Here is a 12,021-nt window from a genome sequence, read left to right as displayed (position 1 = left end):
AATGTTTGCCTCCACTGATCAAAGTGGAACGGTTATGGAATTGGCAGTTCCATGCTTATGGAACAGTACCGCCAATTGCAATTAATTATTGGTAGCCTACTTTTCTATCGGTCATAATTGTGGTATTCGGTTATCGAAACATAATACCCATCTGGGTCTCGCAGCGAAAATTCTTTTTTCATTGAATTTGGGTTGAAGTGAATGTCCGCTTCTGTTGGATAATTCATTTTTTCAATGTTTGCTCTAGTAATGTACAACTTGTTCGTTCTAAAGTAAAAAATCAAACCATTTCCATTGGGAATATCAGGATTTTTCATGGTTGGGTGTTCGTGTTCGCCCCATTTATGGAGACATATCAATATTTCCCCATTATCGTCTTCAATAACGGCAAAGTCATTTCCTCCGTGTGTTCTATTACAACCAAAAACACTTTGATACCATTCCGCACTAACATTTACATCTTTTACGGCTATTATTGGGTCTGTTTTTGTCATTTGGTTGGTTTTTAATTTTCAGTTCTGTTTTTGGAGTGTTGCCAACGGTTAAACCATGATTGTAGTTACGGTGAATAATTTGACAAGATATACGTCCGCTTACTAAACTTACTAAAAATGCACGGATTTCACTCTGGAAAATATGCCCGCCATTAATGTTTGGTTTTATTAGCCATTGGTGTTAAATTGATTCGGCCTGGAGTTAGCAAATAATTATTTTATTTCAATGACTTACTTTTTTAGTTTTCGTAATACCACAGAAAATGCTTGAAGGAAATTGCTTCCTGACTGGTTGTAATAGTTAGTACGTCCAATTTGTCCGAGTTGGTGTTTACATAATCTACAAGTTTTTGTTTCTTGTCAAATTCCAACACTTTTAATTTTCTTTTCATATGTCTTATAATAGATTAATTCATTGCATTAACTGCTAACAAAAGGTGTTTTTTCAGAAGGTAAGTCTAACTGGCCGAGTATTTCATTCAATTCAGATAGAGAATTTTTATCAATTATTTGAGTGTTTATTGTCAATTCGTTTCGGTCAGTTTTTAAGATATAATCGCCTGCAATTTTTTTTATATGTTTTATTTCTCGCAATTTTATTTTATTTCCAAAAGGATAACTTTTAGAAATTATTCCACCTTCTATTGTCAAATATTGGTTCATGTATTCATAAAAATAAGTTCCAATTGAAAGTCCAGCTATGGCAAACCAGACATAGTCAATTTCATCTAAAGTCGAATCCATAACCAGTTTCAATATTCCCAATATCAACCAGGCTAGTCCAAAAAACAAGTTATAATTAAGTCTCTTTCTTGTGAATTTAATTTTAGTTTTCATACATGCGGATTGTTTACCCATTTTGCCAGCGGTTAGGTTATTATCTGTTGTTCCTGCCAGCCGCAGCTTGTGGTTGAGCATCTAATTTAGCAATTAAATCTCGGAAATAAGATTCCTCGGGAAAATTTGTAAGTGGACCATAACTAGTAGTTATTTAGTAGTGTTTGTTTTACTAAATGTAAAGTTTGTTTGTCTAAAAGAAATATTTGTTTTACATTTGATTAAACTTAAATCCATGCATTATGAAAGTAAATTATTTATTTCCCAATAGGTATAAAAGGATAGGTTGGTTTATACTTATTCCATCAGCAATAATTGGTCTGGTCTCACTTTTTTACGAGTACGAGCCGAGTTTTTTGGATTTTAATGTTCCAGCTATTTTTGTGGATGACCTTTTTAAGGATAAGCAACTATTCGGAATGGTGCAGAATAATATTCTCAATGAAATCTTCGGGATTTTAATTATTATTAGTGCTTTATTGGTTGCTTTTTCCAAAGAAAAATTAGAAGATGAATATATTTCCAAAATTAGATTGGAGTCATTGGTTTGGGCTGTTTATGTTAATTATGGCATTCTCTTGTTTGCATTTATATTCATTTTCGACTTTTCCTTTTTATGGGTTATGATCTTTAATATGTTTACAGTTTTATTGTTTTTTGTGCTCAGATTTAATTGGCAAATTTCCAAACTTGAAAAATCTGCTGGTTATGAAGAATAGTATAAAAGTAGAAAGAGCAAAAAAAAATATTACCCAAGCTGATTTAGCCAAATTATCGAAAGTTAGTAGACAAACTATAAATGCTATGGAACTGGGCAAATATGTGCCATCTACAGTGTTGGCTTTGAGATTGGCCCAAATTTTTGAAGTCGATGTTAGTCAGATTTTTACTTTGGAAGATTCCGATTGGGATTAGGTCATAACGCAGCCAACAAACTTGTATGAAGAGTTGTGCCCATCTTCCGGAAGGGATCACAATACTTAAGCTGGCCATGACCAATTTGGTTGGTGGCCATTTGGAAAGGTTTGTTAAGCTGGGACGATTATGCCTAGTTGCTTAGCTATGGATAATATTAGGTGTAAGATTCATTTCGGTTGATGGCAGCAACCGGGAATCTTCCAATGCGGCCGTTCTATGTCCTGCATTTTTTAAATAATCCTTGTTTTGGGCAAATTCCATAAACTTAACAACGGACTGGTGTTCTACCAATAAAATGGCATCCCATTGTTCTGCTTCAGGTCCAATTATAAAATTTTTACTTTTTCCGTAGTAGATGATTCGGCTACCCGCTTTTTTCAGTTCGGGCAAAGTCTTTTCCATATAGAGTTGGTAGGCTTCCTCACCGCTGATCTCTTTGTTGGGTTGTAATTGTTCCATGTTGGTATAATCAGCTTTTTCACGAAACTTTAGTAAATTCAGCATTACAATTCTTCCTTTATCGTGAAAGTTTTGATAGAATTTTTTTCCGGATTCAGGATTCGCGTTTAGGTGTTTTTCCATATTATTTTTTGTTTTTCCCATATTACTCTTAATGCCTTTTCTTTAGGTTCGATGACGGATAGCTATACGTCAATTTCGAGGAGTTACATACCCTAGCAATTATGACCTGTCCAACCAAGTCTTTCTTAGGGGTTGGTTTGGCTTTAGTCCGCCAAAAAACCATTGTAGGGTAATCGAATCCACTGTTCGGATTGAAGGGAACAGTAATTCAATTTACAGTGAAACATTATTGCCCATAGGTTTCCGATATTAATCCCATATTTCAGGTCGTTCAATTTTCATTGCTCTTAAATATGATAAAAATTGTCCTGCGTGAACAGATTCGTGATACCCGATCCGCAATAAATATGCTCCTAGGGTTTTCTTTTCTCCATTTCCAGGGTGGACTATTTTAGTTTCGCTTAATTCCGTTTCAGTGAACTGAAGGACACTTTTCAAAAAAATCTTCCTGTAAGGTTTGGCAAATTCAAGTTCATCGGTTACACTTACGAATGGGCGGTTTTTCCATGGCGTTTTGTAATTGGCCATGTTCCCTTGATTGATAATAATGTTCCATCCATAATCGGCTTCCAATACGTGTCTTATCATTTCTATAGCACTCATTGCATTTTCGTCCGGTTTCCAGTGGTAATGACTTTTGGGAAGTCCGTTCCAAAGTTTTATACTTCTTCTTCTTATTTCATTTAGATTCAAAATAATGAGTTCGGTTTGGGTCATTTTCTTTTGTTTGGGATACCTAGTTTTAAATGGTGTTTATTGGTTCAATTCTATATCCAAGAATTTGTAATGCGTTAATTAGGCCTCATTCATACATTAGGTGACTTAATCCTACTGCAATAAAACAATTGTTCTTTTCCATCCATTGCTGAATTGTTTTTTATTCTGACCCAATAATAGGGTTGAAGTCAAAATTAGAAGAAGAACAGTTATAGTTGCTTTAAATTGCATTGTTTTATCTAATCGCGGTCAGCGGGCACTGTATTGTATAAACAAGCGGATTTCCACAACCTCACCCTACGGCTAGGTATTGACCTTGTATTAAGTTATTGATTTAAATGTATTATCTTACGGTCATTACATATAAACACGTTTGTTTCTCTCAGTATTTTTACTATTCGGTACTACATCATTTCCGATAAATTCCTATTGTAATCCTTCAAAGTCTGCCGTATTTGTAAATTGAATAACTACGGAATCAATATCTCTGAGGTATCTGGCCCTGGTTTTGATAGCCTGGAATTAAAACTGTATGTTCATGCTCATAAATCGAGGTATAGATCTCCTGTTTTTATTGTCTTGAAATACGGAGCCAACATTCAGAGCCCTAAAAATTTACCCAAATTTTGTGCTGTAACCAACATTACACCATTATTGTATCTCTTTAAATGGAATACTTTTAATTTGCTATTTCAATCACTACATTCCCTTTTTTTTGTCCCTTATCAACATATTCGTGAGCGGCCACCATTTCCGAAAGAGGAAAACATTTGTCTATGTATGGTCTAACATTTCCAGTTTCGGCCAGTTCACATAGTTTATTTAGGTGCTCCTGTTTCGGGCTTGTGATCGACTTTACAGTAACAAAGCTACCTCCTTGTTTCAAGACTTTCTTTGCTTTGGGTTTTGATGTTTTTCCCACTGCGTCAAAAACGATATCAAACTTCTTTTCAAGTAAAGAATAATCCTGCTTCCTGTAGTCAATAGCGCTATCAGCCCCTAGGGCTGTTACCATTTCAAAATTGGAACTACTGCAGACTGCAACTACTCTTGCTCCCTGTTCTTTGGCAATTTGTATGGCGTAGCTTCCTACGCTTCCGGAAGCTCCATAAACTAATACCTCCTGTCCTGTGCCGAGCTTGGCTTTGAGTAGCAAAAACAAAGCGGTCATCCCTCCAACGGGCAGGGCCGCTGCTTCTTTAAAATCAAGACTTTTTGGCTTTAACCCCAGGACTCCTTTTTTTCTTTCTTGCGGTATGCATATATATTCGGTGTAGGAGCCGGTACTTAGCATGGTAGGAGTGGCAATAACTTCATCGCCAACTTTGTACTTGGTAACCACCTTTCCAACAGCTTCCACAATTCCGGACAGTTCATGCCCCAATATTTCCTTTTTCGGTTTAAAAAGACCGAACATTAGCCTAACAAGTAGCCAGGCTACTGGAGGAAAATTAGAACTTCGTAATCGTGTATCACCTGAAGTGACAGTAGTAGCACATATTTTTACAAGAATCTCGTTGTCCTTTGGCTTTGGCTTTTCAATATCAACCAATTTCAGAACGCTTGGTGCTCCATATTTTGTGTAGATAACTGCTTTCATTTTTTTATTTATGAATTAGCCACAACGGTTTAGTACATGATATTTACCTCTGCCTGCCTGCGCCAGACAGATGTTTAAGCAACTAATTTAGTAAATCTTAACAGATTAGAAAATCCATCCTGCACGTCCAAGAGTGAAACAGGAATTTTAGTAGTTGGGGAAAATTTGTAGTCCGCTAGGATGAATTGTTGGATTGGTTAATAATAGCCAAGGGTAGGGGGGATTGTTTTTTTTAGTCATTAACACATTCCAAAATGTCGCCAGGTTGGCAATCCAGAGCCTTACAAATGGCTTCTAGGGTGCTAAAACGAATAGCTTTCGCTTTTCCCGTCTTTAAGATGGAAAGGTTGGAAAGCGTTAAGCCTACTTTTTGGGAAAGTTCATTTAATGACATTTTTCGCTTTGCCATCATCACGTCCAAGTGTACGATTATCGGCATAGCTTAAATGGTTAAGTCGTTTTCAGATTTCATATCTACGGCATTTTGCAAAAGTTTTTCAAATATGGCCGCAGCAGTTGCAACAACAATGGAAGCAAAAGTAGTTACAATACAAATGGCAAGAAAACCGGCGGGGTCGTCCTCTTTATGATGAGTAAACTTTATGAAAAGTCCCGCTATCATAACCAACGCACTTAATATAATTGCACAGAACTTTATGTTCCCCAAAGTTTTAACAGCGTTTGTAGTGAACACTTTATTTAGCCCAATATAACCAAGCAATTTGAAGGCGTTGTACAAGGCAACAAAAAAAGGAATTGATATTGTGTACCCATATAGAATGAACCTGTCCGAGTAAATGTTGACTAGGTCCAAGTTTGTGGCTCTCCCTTCCATTAAGGGAAGCCAAATTAAAAGTACCAGTGTCACAAGACCTATAAGTACAATGACTGCCTGAAGGAATACGATGGAAACCCGTTTCATAATATTAAATTTTAACTTAAGCTAAGGTTGTCATAAACTAAATGATACCGATTAGGATCAAAATTACTACTAATAAAGCAGCTAGTTCTTCTTCGGCCGCAATCATATAAATTAGTAACTGGCTCCCATGACTATAGTTGGTCGAGAATACATTATGCTCAAATCTAGTTTTTGACTACTATATTTTTCGTTGACCAGCTATATCAGATTACTATACTAAATTAATAAATATTAATTGATAAACAATAAAAATATAATGATTAACGGTAATTAATGGTGATACTCAACGGATTTGAAAATTCAGAAGAAGAATTGATGGAGCAGGGTTGCCATAGCAGGTGTTTGCATATGATGGTATTGCAATAGTTTGCCTCTGGGCTTGATACTGGTACTCGGTATTGTAGATAGTTTCATTTTGGTAATTCTAAAAGTGCTATCCTATCTATGTTAGTTGATCTATTGCAAAGTAAATAAACAATGGTTATTATTAATTCCGTTTAGGGCCGCAATTTCCTCATAATTAAGTTACAACAGGGCCCTTTACCAACAATACATAAAATTAAATTTTTAGTCTACAGAGCCCAAAGCTAGGAGCTTTATGTGCAATTTAAATGGCCATTTTCCTTTTTCCAAGGCTTTACCTGGTGTAATGTAATCATAAACACCATTCATCAACTCAAGATGGGCTAGTCTGGCAGTAGCAATTATGGCGTCTGTTGGTTCATTAAAATTCTTCATTTAGGTATTCTGATGGTATACCTGTTTTCACTTTAAATACTTTGTCGGATATATTGCCTAATATAAATGTGTCCATTTAGAGACCTACAGCAGGGTATGAATAGGGAGACGGTATAAACAATTAACCTTTAGTTCTAGGCTGACTATTGACAATGAACCCATTTCTTCCTTAATTAAAAACATCAGGGATTAGTTTCAGTTAGATCCATGGTATCTTGGTTAATATATATTAATTCACCAGCTTCGATCAGCTTTTTTGAAATTAAGGCTACGATATGGCTGTCGTTGACCAATGAGCTAACTACGGTACTGGGAATTTTACCTTCTCGGATCAATTGATCCAAGGTTCCATCCAGCAGGATGTCGCTCTTTTCAGTGTCTGATTTTAATTTTTTTAGTTTCTTTAGGTGCAGGGTTGGTTCTGGGCTTTTTTGTAACAAATATAATGCTCTAAGGATTTTGGAAATTTTCTGCCTCAAAAGATCATATTCATGCCGGATGTGCATATTTTCAGAGAAAAGATGTACGTTCATGTTTTTCCTGATTTCTTCTAAGGCCTTGATGGCCTCCACAATGTCTCTACTGGCCAATTTAATTTGTGCAAATTGTTTGGTCAATTCCGGAGAAACGGAAGAACGGGATTGGGCCAAGGTGGTAAACTCAATGATTTTACCGTATATGGTCTTTATCTTTCGTAGGTACAACTCTTCAATGTTCACTTCAATCTCCTTTCTCGATTTTTTTACCACCTCCTTAATTTTCTCTTCTCCAAAAAGATCGGTCCGGTGAATATTCATACCATGGGGAATGATAGTGAAAGCGGCTTTCTCAAATAACCGTTTGGTTTCATTGCGCAAAGCAAGCAGGGCAGTTTGAGGATAGGCCAACGCATTTTCATCCAAAAACTGAGGTTGTTCTATGATGTCTTCCTCATCGGAAGACTTGAATACCCTGTTCAAGATATTGATTAACGGATTGATCAGGGGTATCATTATGATGACGCCAAGGACATTGAATATGCTATGAAATACGGATAGTTTAAAAGTGTAATTGGATTGGGATATACCCACCCACCCAGAAATTATATCTACCAGTTGTCCCAAATAGCCAATGAATACCAATGCAATCAATCCCGTTACGATATTGAATATAAAGTGTGCACCCGCCAACCTTTTTCCGGAAATATTGGAACCGAGGGAACCAATTATAGCAGTTATAGTGGTACCCACGTTTGCTCCAATAGACAGTGCCAATGAGTTGGTATAGGTAATCTGACCAACTGCCAATGCAGTGAGAATAAGGGCCATGGTGGCACTACTTGATTGCAATATCATGGTTATTAACACCCCAATAAAAGTATATATTACTAAGTCCAATACTCCAGGAATGGCAAAGTCGGCAAGGTTAATATTGTCCTTATAGACATCAAAACCATTCTTCATAAAAAAGATGCCCATAAAGAAAAATCCTAGACCGGCCAATATCTGACCAATGCCTTTTAGTTTTTTGGGTTTTTGTAATACCAACACAATTCCGAAAGCCAGCATAGGCATGGCAAGTCCGGCAATATCTATTTTTAGTCCTAGCGTAGATACCAGCCAGGTGGTTGCTGTTGTTCCTATGTTTGAGCCAAAAATTATCCCAATGCCAGCTCTAAGTCCAATTAGACCGGCACTTATAAAGGAAATGAGTATTACAGAAATCAATGAACTCGATTGCAGGATTGCCGCACTCAAAAATCCCAAGCCAATACTTTTGTACAACTTATCGGTAGATTTTTTGAGGAGCACCTGCAGTGGACCAGAAGCAAAGGAGTGAAACCCTTCTTCCAACATGATCATACCAAAGAGAAGAATAGCTATTCCTGCAGCAATCTCTTTTACTGTCGGGTTCATAAACAGTAACATCCCCAAAAGAATTAGACTACTGAATAATAATATTTTTTTCAATTTGCCTTTTTTTGAGCTTTATTGTAAATAGTAATTTAAAAATAGGAAATTATTTCAGCTTACCTATTGTATAAAATAATTTATACTTATCCATGCTTATTGGGTAATATCCCGTTAAACCATGACTCACCGAGCATCAAATTATTTTTTTGGATAAGCGTGGATATTAGGTGTTCAGAACCTTGCAACAAACTTAATCCAGGGGGCTAATTTCGATTGAATTCCACGGTACGAAGTTAAATTAAAAGGTTGTAGAATCTGCCGTTGCGAGTGAAACGAACAATGCAAAAAATTGTCTCTATATATAGTTTTGTGGCCCATTTACCATTTTCTAATTTTACCTTGATACCAAAAGTTTCCGCTTTCAGGACTCTTGTTTAGCATGTTCTTAATGTCGCTGGCAACTTCTTTTGGTTTTCTGGAAGCATCCTTTCCGCCCATATCTGTTTGAGTCCATCCCGGATCCAAAGACGAAACTACTATATTTTGTTTTTCAAGTCTTTTGGCCAGAAGTTTGGTGTACATATTCAAGGCGGACTTGGACATTTTATAATGGGGTTGAAATTCATCAAAGTTTTTTTCGCTGAACGAACCCCAATCCGAAGTAAAATTAATTATTTGTCCGTTTTTATTAAAATTTGGAATCAACTTTTCGGTCAACTCAATTGTTCCAAATAAATTCACATTAAACGTTTGTTTTAAATATTTGAGGTTTATGGCAGATTCATTCCATTTTTCCAACAAAATTCCAGCATTATTAATAAGGAAGTCAATTTTTCTGTTGCAAATAATATTAATGAAATTGTCTATTGACTTACTCTCGGCAAGATTTAATGTATGGCATTCAAAGTTCGATTTTGAAATGGAGCAAGTTCCCGAAGTTGAAGTTCCAATAACATTTATCTGATTATCGGTAAGTAGGTCTACTGTTGCATATCCAATTCCTCTACTGCATCCAGTTATTATGCCGGTTTTCATATTCGATTGGTATTTTTAGATATTAGTAAACAAAGCAACCTAGATTTTTTAATTGTACAAGGGCCAGACAGGTGATAGGATTTTGGTCCAAATGTTAAAAATACTACATTGAATGGATTTTTCGAAGGGAAAATCCGATCGAAATCAATGATAAGTGTTGTTGTAATGCGTAGTTATTTCAGATTTTAAGAATTCCCTGAAATTTTGGATTAGTTTTTTTTCTTCGTTCCTGGAGAAAAAAAGAACTAAGATAAAGACCAAAGGAAAAACAAAGTAGAATGGCAAAGGTATTCCCAAATCCATTGTAAGTTCCAGTATCAACATGATTAACGGAATGGCCAAAATTAATATTAGTCCGTATTTAAATTTTGTCACCAATACAATATCAGTCTTATTTTCTGATAGTTTATATATGGTTCCGTATACTATTACGGCACTTTTTGCATCACTATTTAGGTCCAATGCCGTGTTGGTCCCAATGGAGAAATTTAAACTGATGATAAACTTGTCATCAGAAATCCATTTAAGGTAAAAGCTTTTTTCTTTCACATTCAATGGACTTTTCAATTCCGCAGTTCCTAAATTGGTCAAGATACTTTCAGGATTGATTTTAAAGGGATATTATACGGTCATATTTTTGAATTTTTAATTCAAACAATGTTCATGGCTAGGACAATTTGGGTCCTTGCGCAAATTTAACAAGCCTGCCTATGTTCATTTTAATTTGGTTACAACGTTGGAGGTCTCGTGTACTATGGGTATGGGAATTTAACTAACCGCTATCTAGGGATCAATATTCTTTGGTGTAATGATAAACCGTTCAGATATGCGCCGGGACCGCTATATTTTATATATACTGTTTTGGGCCGAAGTATCTAATCATTTTATTAGTGAAACTCATTTTTGAGAAGTTAGTAAAGCGTGTTGAAAATGGTAAGTTGAACTGATTCCGCCTTTTTCGGCGGGACTAGGTTCAAAATCTGGACCCGCGGGTCGATTCCAATGATTGGGTTCAGGGCTTGCCCTGAGGTTCAATACCTTTTATTGTTTCCAAATATCCTGTTAACGCTACTAGAAATAGGGTGTTGAAAGAGCTACTTGAAAATGGATTCTGACTAGTGATTAAGTTTCTGTCTTTTATGGCAAAGTTAGCTTTTGGCAAACCACTTTTATATTTTAGTCCCAACTTTCTTAGTTGCTTGGCTATTTTCCTGTTTTTAGGCTTACCTTTCATAATGAATTTTTCTATTACAAATTCTTCCATAGGTGATACTGCATTGACTTTATAACCAATGTATGGATTTTCCTTTTTAGGAATTGTCAAAATAAGACTAGGAGCGTGGCATATAAGCCCAGTTGGTTTGTTTTCCCTTGCAAAGTGTTCCAACAGAATAGGAATATTTTTATCCACTATTAAATCTATCATTAAACCTTGACCGCCTGGAATAATGATACCTATATAATCAGCTTTATTTTCAATCGCATTTTCAAGTGTAATTGGATTATTGAAGGAATAATCTTTTTTTACAAATTCTATTGCTTTACTCTTAATTTCAAATATTTCTTTCCAATATTTATCGTTAATGCTTTCTTCATCAATTGTGGCGACCACTCCATTTGGTGTGGCAAATTCAACTGTAAATCCATTTTCGGTAACAGATTTATATGCCAAGTAGAATTCATTTAAAAAGACTCCAGTTTGCCGTAATTTTTGTCCTTTGTTAAGTTCTAAAGTGTTTGCTGCACTCAAAACAAAAAGAATCTTCTTGTTTTGGGAGTAAAGGGATAAGTTGGTAATCATAGCAACTATTATCAGTAAATTTAGTCTTTTCATTTTAGCTTATTTAGCTGCGATAATTTCTATTTCTATTTTACAATTTGGAGCTGTTGCCAATAAAGGTAAAGGAACAATGGTACTGGCAGGAAAATTTTTCACTCTCCATTCTTTAGATGCTATGTCTATAAGAGTCTGTTTTTTTTCGGTTGTAAAATCTACAATGTAAACAGTCTGTTTTACTACATCATCTAAGGATAATCCAGCAGTTTCAAGAGCCGTCTTAACATTGGATACAGTCTGTTTGACTTGTTCTTCAAAGTTTTCCGAGACCAATTTGCCTTCTAGGTTAGAAGCCCATTGACCTGAGAAATAATAAATTTCTTTTCCTTCTGGAACTTTAACAATATGGGAAAAGCCATTATACGTAGGATTAAATAATCCTTTTGGGTTGATAAAACTGTTTTTTACGGTTGTCATAACAATGTTCTTTTTGGGGTTTGGATTTGTGG

The 12,021-nt window shown here is 35.7% G+C and carries 16 protein-coding genes; 2 read left to right on the top strand and 14 right to left on the bottom strand.

Annotated features, from left to right (window positions below; translation table 11 throughout):
• Nucleotides 1–104: 104 nt before the first annotated feature.
• From B9Y87_RS04795 to B9Y87_RS04790, 3 genes are all read right to left on the bottom strand, one after another.
• Entirely contained in the window at nucleotides 105–494 is a 390-nt protein-coding gene (locus B9Y87_RS04795; RefSeq protein WP_085496762.1) for a VOC family protein, read from the bottom strand.
• Nucleotides 495–733: 239 nt separating this feature from the next.
• Complete coding sequence (locus B9Y87_RS21905) at nucleotides 734–886, bottom strand: hypothetical protein (RefSeq protein WP_176225593.1); 153 nt, start codon at nucleotides 884–886, stop codon at nucleotides 734–736.
• A 28-nt stretch (nucleotides 887–914) separates the two neighbouring features.
• Nucleotides 915–1,412: a hypothetical protein gene (locus tag B9Y87_RS04790; protein WP_245808648.1), complete on the bottom strand. Its 498-nt coding sequence runs from the start codon at nucleotides 1,410–1,412 to the stop codon at nucleotides 915–917.
• 161 nt (nucleotides 1,413–1,573) lie between these two features.
• Here B9Y87_RS04790 and B9Y87_RS04785 point away from each other — a divergent pair, with 161 nt between their 5' ends.
• Together B9Y87_RS04785 and B9Y87_RS04780 are read left to right on the top strand one after the other, a co-directional pair.
• A complete protein-coding gene (locus tag B9Y87_RS04785; protein WP_085496760.1) occupies nucleotides 1,574–2,050 on the top strand; it encodes a hypothetical protein in 477 nt (158 codons plus the stop codon).
• Nucleotides 2,040–2,246, top strand: coding sequence for a helix-turn-helix transcriptional regulator (locus tag B9Y87_RS04780; protein WP_085496758.1), 207 nt, complete (start codon nucleotides 2,040–2,042; stop codon nucleotides 2,244–2,246). Before B9Y87_RS04785 ends, B9Y87_RS04780 begins: the two co-directional genes overlap by 11 nt.
• A 141-nt stretch (nucleotides 2,247–2,387) precedes the next feature.
• Here B9Y87_RS04780 and B9Y87_RS04775 read toward each other — a convergent pair whose 3' ends face one another.
• The 11 genes from B9Y87_RS04775 to B9Y87_RS04730 form a co-directional block, all read right to left on the bottom strand.
• Nucleotides 2,388–2,831 carry a DUF1330 domain-containing protein gene (locus B9Y87_RS04775; protein ID WP_085497513.1) on the bottom strand — a complete coding sequence of 148 codons (444 nt, stop codon included), beginning with the start codon at nucleotides 2,829–2,831 and terminating at the stop codon, nucleotides 2,388–2,390.
• Between the two features lie 249 nt (nucleotides 2,832–3,080).
• A complete protein-coding gene (locus B9Y87_RS04770) occupies nucleotides 3,081–3,548 on the bottom strand; it encodes a DinB family protein (protein WP_085496756.1) in 468 nt (155 codons plus the stop codon).
• 679 nt (nucleotides 3,549–4,227) lie between these two features.
• The gene (locus B9Y87_RS04765; protein WP_085496754.1) at nucleotides 4,228–5,148 is read right to left on the bottom strand and encodes an NAD(P)-dependent alcohol dehydrogenase; all 921 of its coding nucleotides are present in this window, start codon (nucleotides 5,146–5,148) and stop codon (nucleotides 4,228–4,230) included.
• A gap of 232 nt (nucleotides 5,149–5,380) precedes the next feature.
• Nucleotides 5,381–5,587 carry a helix-turn-helix domain-containing protein gene (locus tag B9Y87_RS04760; RefSeq protein WP_085496752.1) on the bottom strand — a complete coding sequence of 69 codons (207 nt, stop codon included), beginning with the start codon at nucleotides 5,585–5,587 and terminating at the stop codon, nucleotides 5,381–5,383.
• A 3-nt stretch (nucleotides 5,588–5,590) separates the two neighbouring features.
• Entirely contained in the window at nucleotides 5,591–6,070 is a 480-nt protein-coding gene (locus B9Y87_RS04755; RefSeq protein ID WP_085496751.1) for a DUF2975 domain-containing protein, read from the bottom strand.
• A gap of 567 nt (nucleotides 6,071–6,637) precedes the next feature.
• Complete coding sequence (locus tag B9Y87_RS21900; protein ID WP_176225592.1) at nucleotides 6,638–6,808, bottom strand: hypothetical protein; 171 nt, start codon at nucleotides 6,806–6,808, stop codon at nucleotides 6,638–6,640.
• A 182-nt stretch (nucleotides 6,809–6,990) separates the two neighbouring features.
• Entirely contained in the window at nucleotides 6,991–8,757 is a 1,767-nt protein-coding gene (locus tag B9Y87_RS04750) for a Na/Pi cotransporter family protein (protein ID WP_245808647.1), read from the bottom strand.
• Nucleotides 8,758–9,078: 321 nt separating this feature from the next.
• Nucleotides 9,079–9,735 carry an SDR family NAD(P)-dependent oxidoreductase gene (locus tag B9Y87_RS04745; RefSeq protein ID WP_085496747.1) on the bottom strand — a complete coding sequence of 219 codons (657 nt, stop codon included), beginning with the start codon at nucleotides 9,733–9,735 and terminating at the stop codon, nucleotides 9,079–9,081.
• 144 nt (nucleotides 9,736–9,879) lie between these two features.
• On the bottom strand, nucleotides 9,880–10,326 hold the full coding sequence (locus tag B9Y87_RS04740; RefSeq protein WP_085496746.1) for a hypothetical protein: 447 nt from the start codon (nucleotides 10,324–10,326) through the stop codon (nucleotides 9,880–9,882).
• 421 nt (nucleotides 10,327–10,747) lie between these two features.
• Nucleotides 10,748–11,569 carry a DJ-1/PfpI family protein gene (locus B9Y87_RS04735; protein WP_139827165.1) on the bottom strand — a complete coding sequence of 274 codons (822 nt, stop codon included), beginning with the start codon at nucleotides 11,567–11,569 and terminating at the stop codon, nucleotides 10,748–10,750.
• A gap of 6 nt (nucleotides 11,570–11,575) precedes the next feature.
• Nucleotides 11,576–11,989, bottom strand: a complete 414-nt coding sequence (locus B9Y87_RS04730; RefSeq protein WP_176225591.1) for a RidA family protein — start codon at nucleotides 11,987–11,989, stop codon at nucleotides 11,576–11,578.
• Nucleotides 11,990–12,021 lie beyond the last annotated feature (32 nt).

It is taken from the genome of Arenibacter troitsensis (genome assembly GCF_900177645.1).
Classification (GTDB): domain Bacteria; phylum Bacteroidota; class Bacteroidia; order Flavobacteriales; family Flavobacteriaceae; genus Arenibacter; species Arenibacter troitsensis.
Note: the sequence above shows the minus strand (reverse complement) of the source record. Positions and strands in the feature narration are given on the sequence as shown.

Coding starts and splice junctions, on each gene's coding strand:
- B9Y87_RS04795 (WP_085496762.1), bottom strand. CDS start 494: ATGACAAAAACAGACCCAATAATAGCCGTAAAAGATGTAAATGTTAGT.
- B9Y87_RS21905 (WP_176225593.1), bottom strand. CDS start 886: ATGAAAAGAAAATTAAAAGTGTTGGAATTTGACAAGAAACAAAAACTT.
- B9Y87_RS04790 (WP_245808648.1), bottom strand. CDS start 1,412: ATGCTCAACCACAAGCTGCGGCTGGCAGGAACAACAGATAATAACCTA.
- B9Y87_RS04785 (WP_085496760.1), top strand. CDS start 1,574: ATGAAAGTAAATTATTTATTTCCCAATAGGTATAAAAGGATAGGTTGG.
- B9Y87_RS04780 (WP_085496758.1), top strand. CDS start 2,040: ATGAAGAATAGTATAAAAGTAGAAAGAGCAAAAAAAAATATTACCCAA.
- B9Y87_RS04775 (WP_085497513.1), bottom strand. CDS start 2,831: ATGGAAAAACACCTAAACGCGAATCCTGAATCCGGAAAAAAATTCTAT.
- B9Y87_RS04770 (WP_085496756.1), bottom strand. CDS start 3,548: ATGACCCAAACCGAACTCATTATTTTGAATCTAAATGAAATAAGAAGA.
- B9Y87_RS04765 (WP_085496754.1), bottom strand. CDS start 5,148: ATGAAAGCAGTTATCTACACAAAATATGGAGCACCAAGCGTTCTGAAA.
- B9Y87_RS04760 (WP_085496752.1), bottom strand. CDS start 5,587: ATGCCGATAATCGTACACTTGGACGTGATGATGGCAAAGCGAAAAATG.
- B9Y87_RS04755 (WP_085496751.1), bottom strand. CDS start 6,070: ATGAAACGGGTTTCCATCGTATTCCTTCAGGCAGTCATTGTACTTATA.
- B9Y87_RS21900 (WP_176225592.1), bottom strand. CDS start 6,808: ATGAAGAATTTTAATGAACCAACAGACGCCATAATTGCTACTGCCAGA.
- B9Y87_RS04745 (WP_085496747.1), bottom strand. CDS start 9,735: ATGAAAACCGGCATAATAACTGGATGCAGTAGAGGAATTGGATATGCA.
- B9Y87_RS04735 (WP_139827165.1), bottom strand. CDS start 11,569: ATGAAAAGACTAAATTTACTGATAATAGTTGCTATGATTACCAACTTA.
- B9Y87_RS04730 (WP_176225591.1), bottom strand. CDS start 11,989: ATGACAACCGTAAAAAACAGTTTTATCAACCCAAAAGGATTATTTAAT.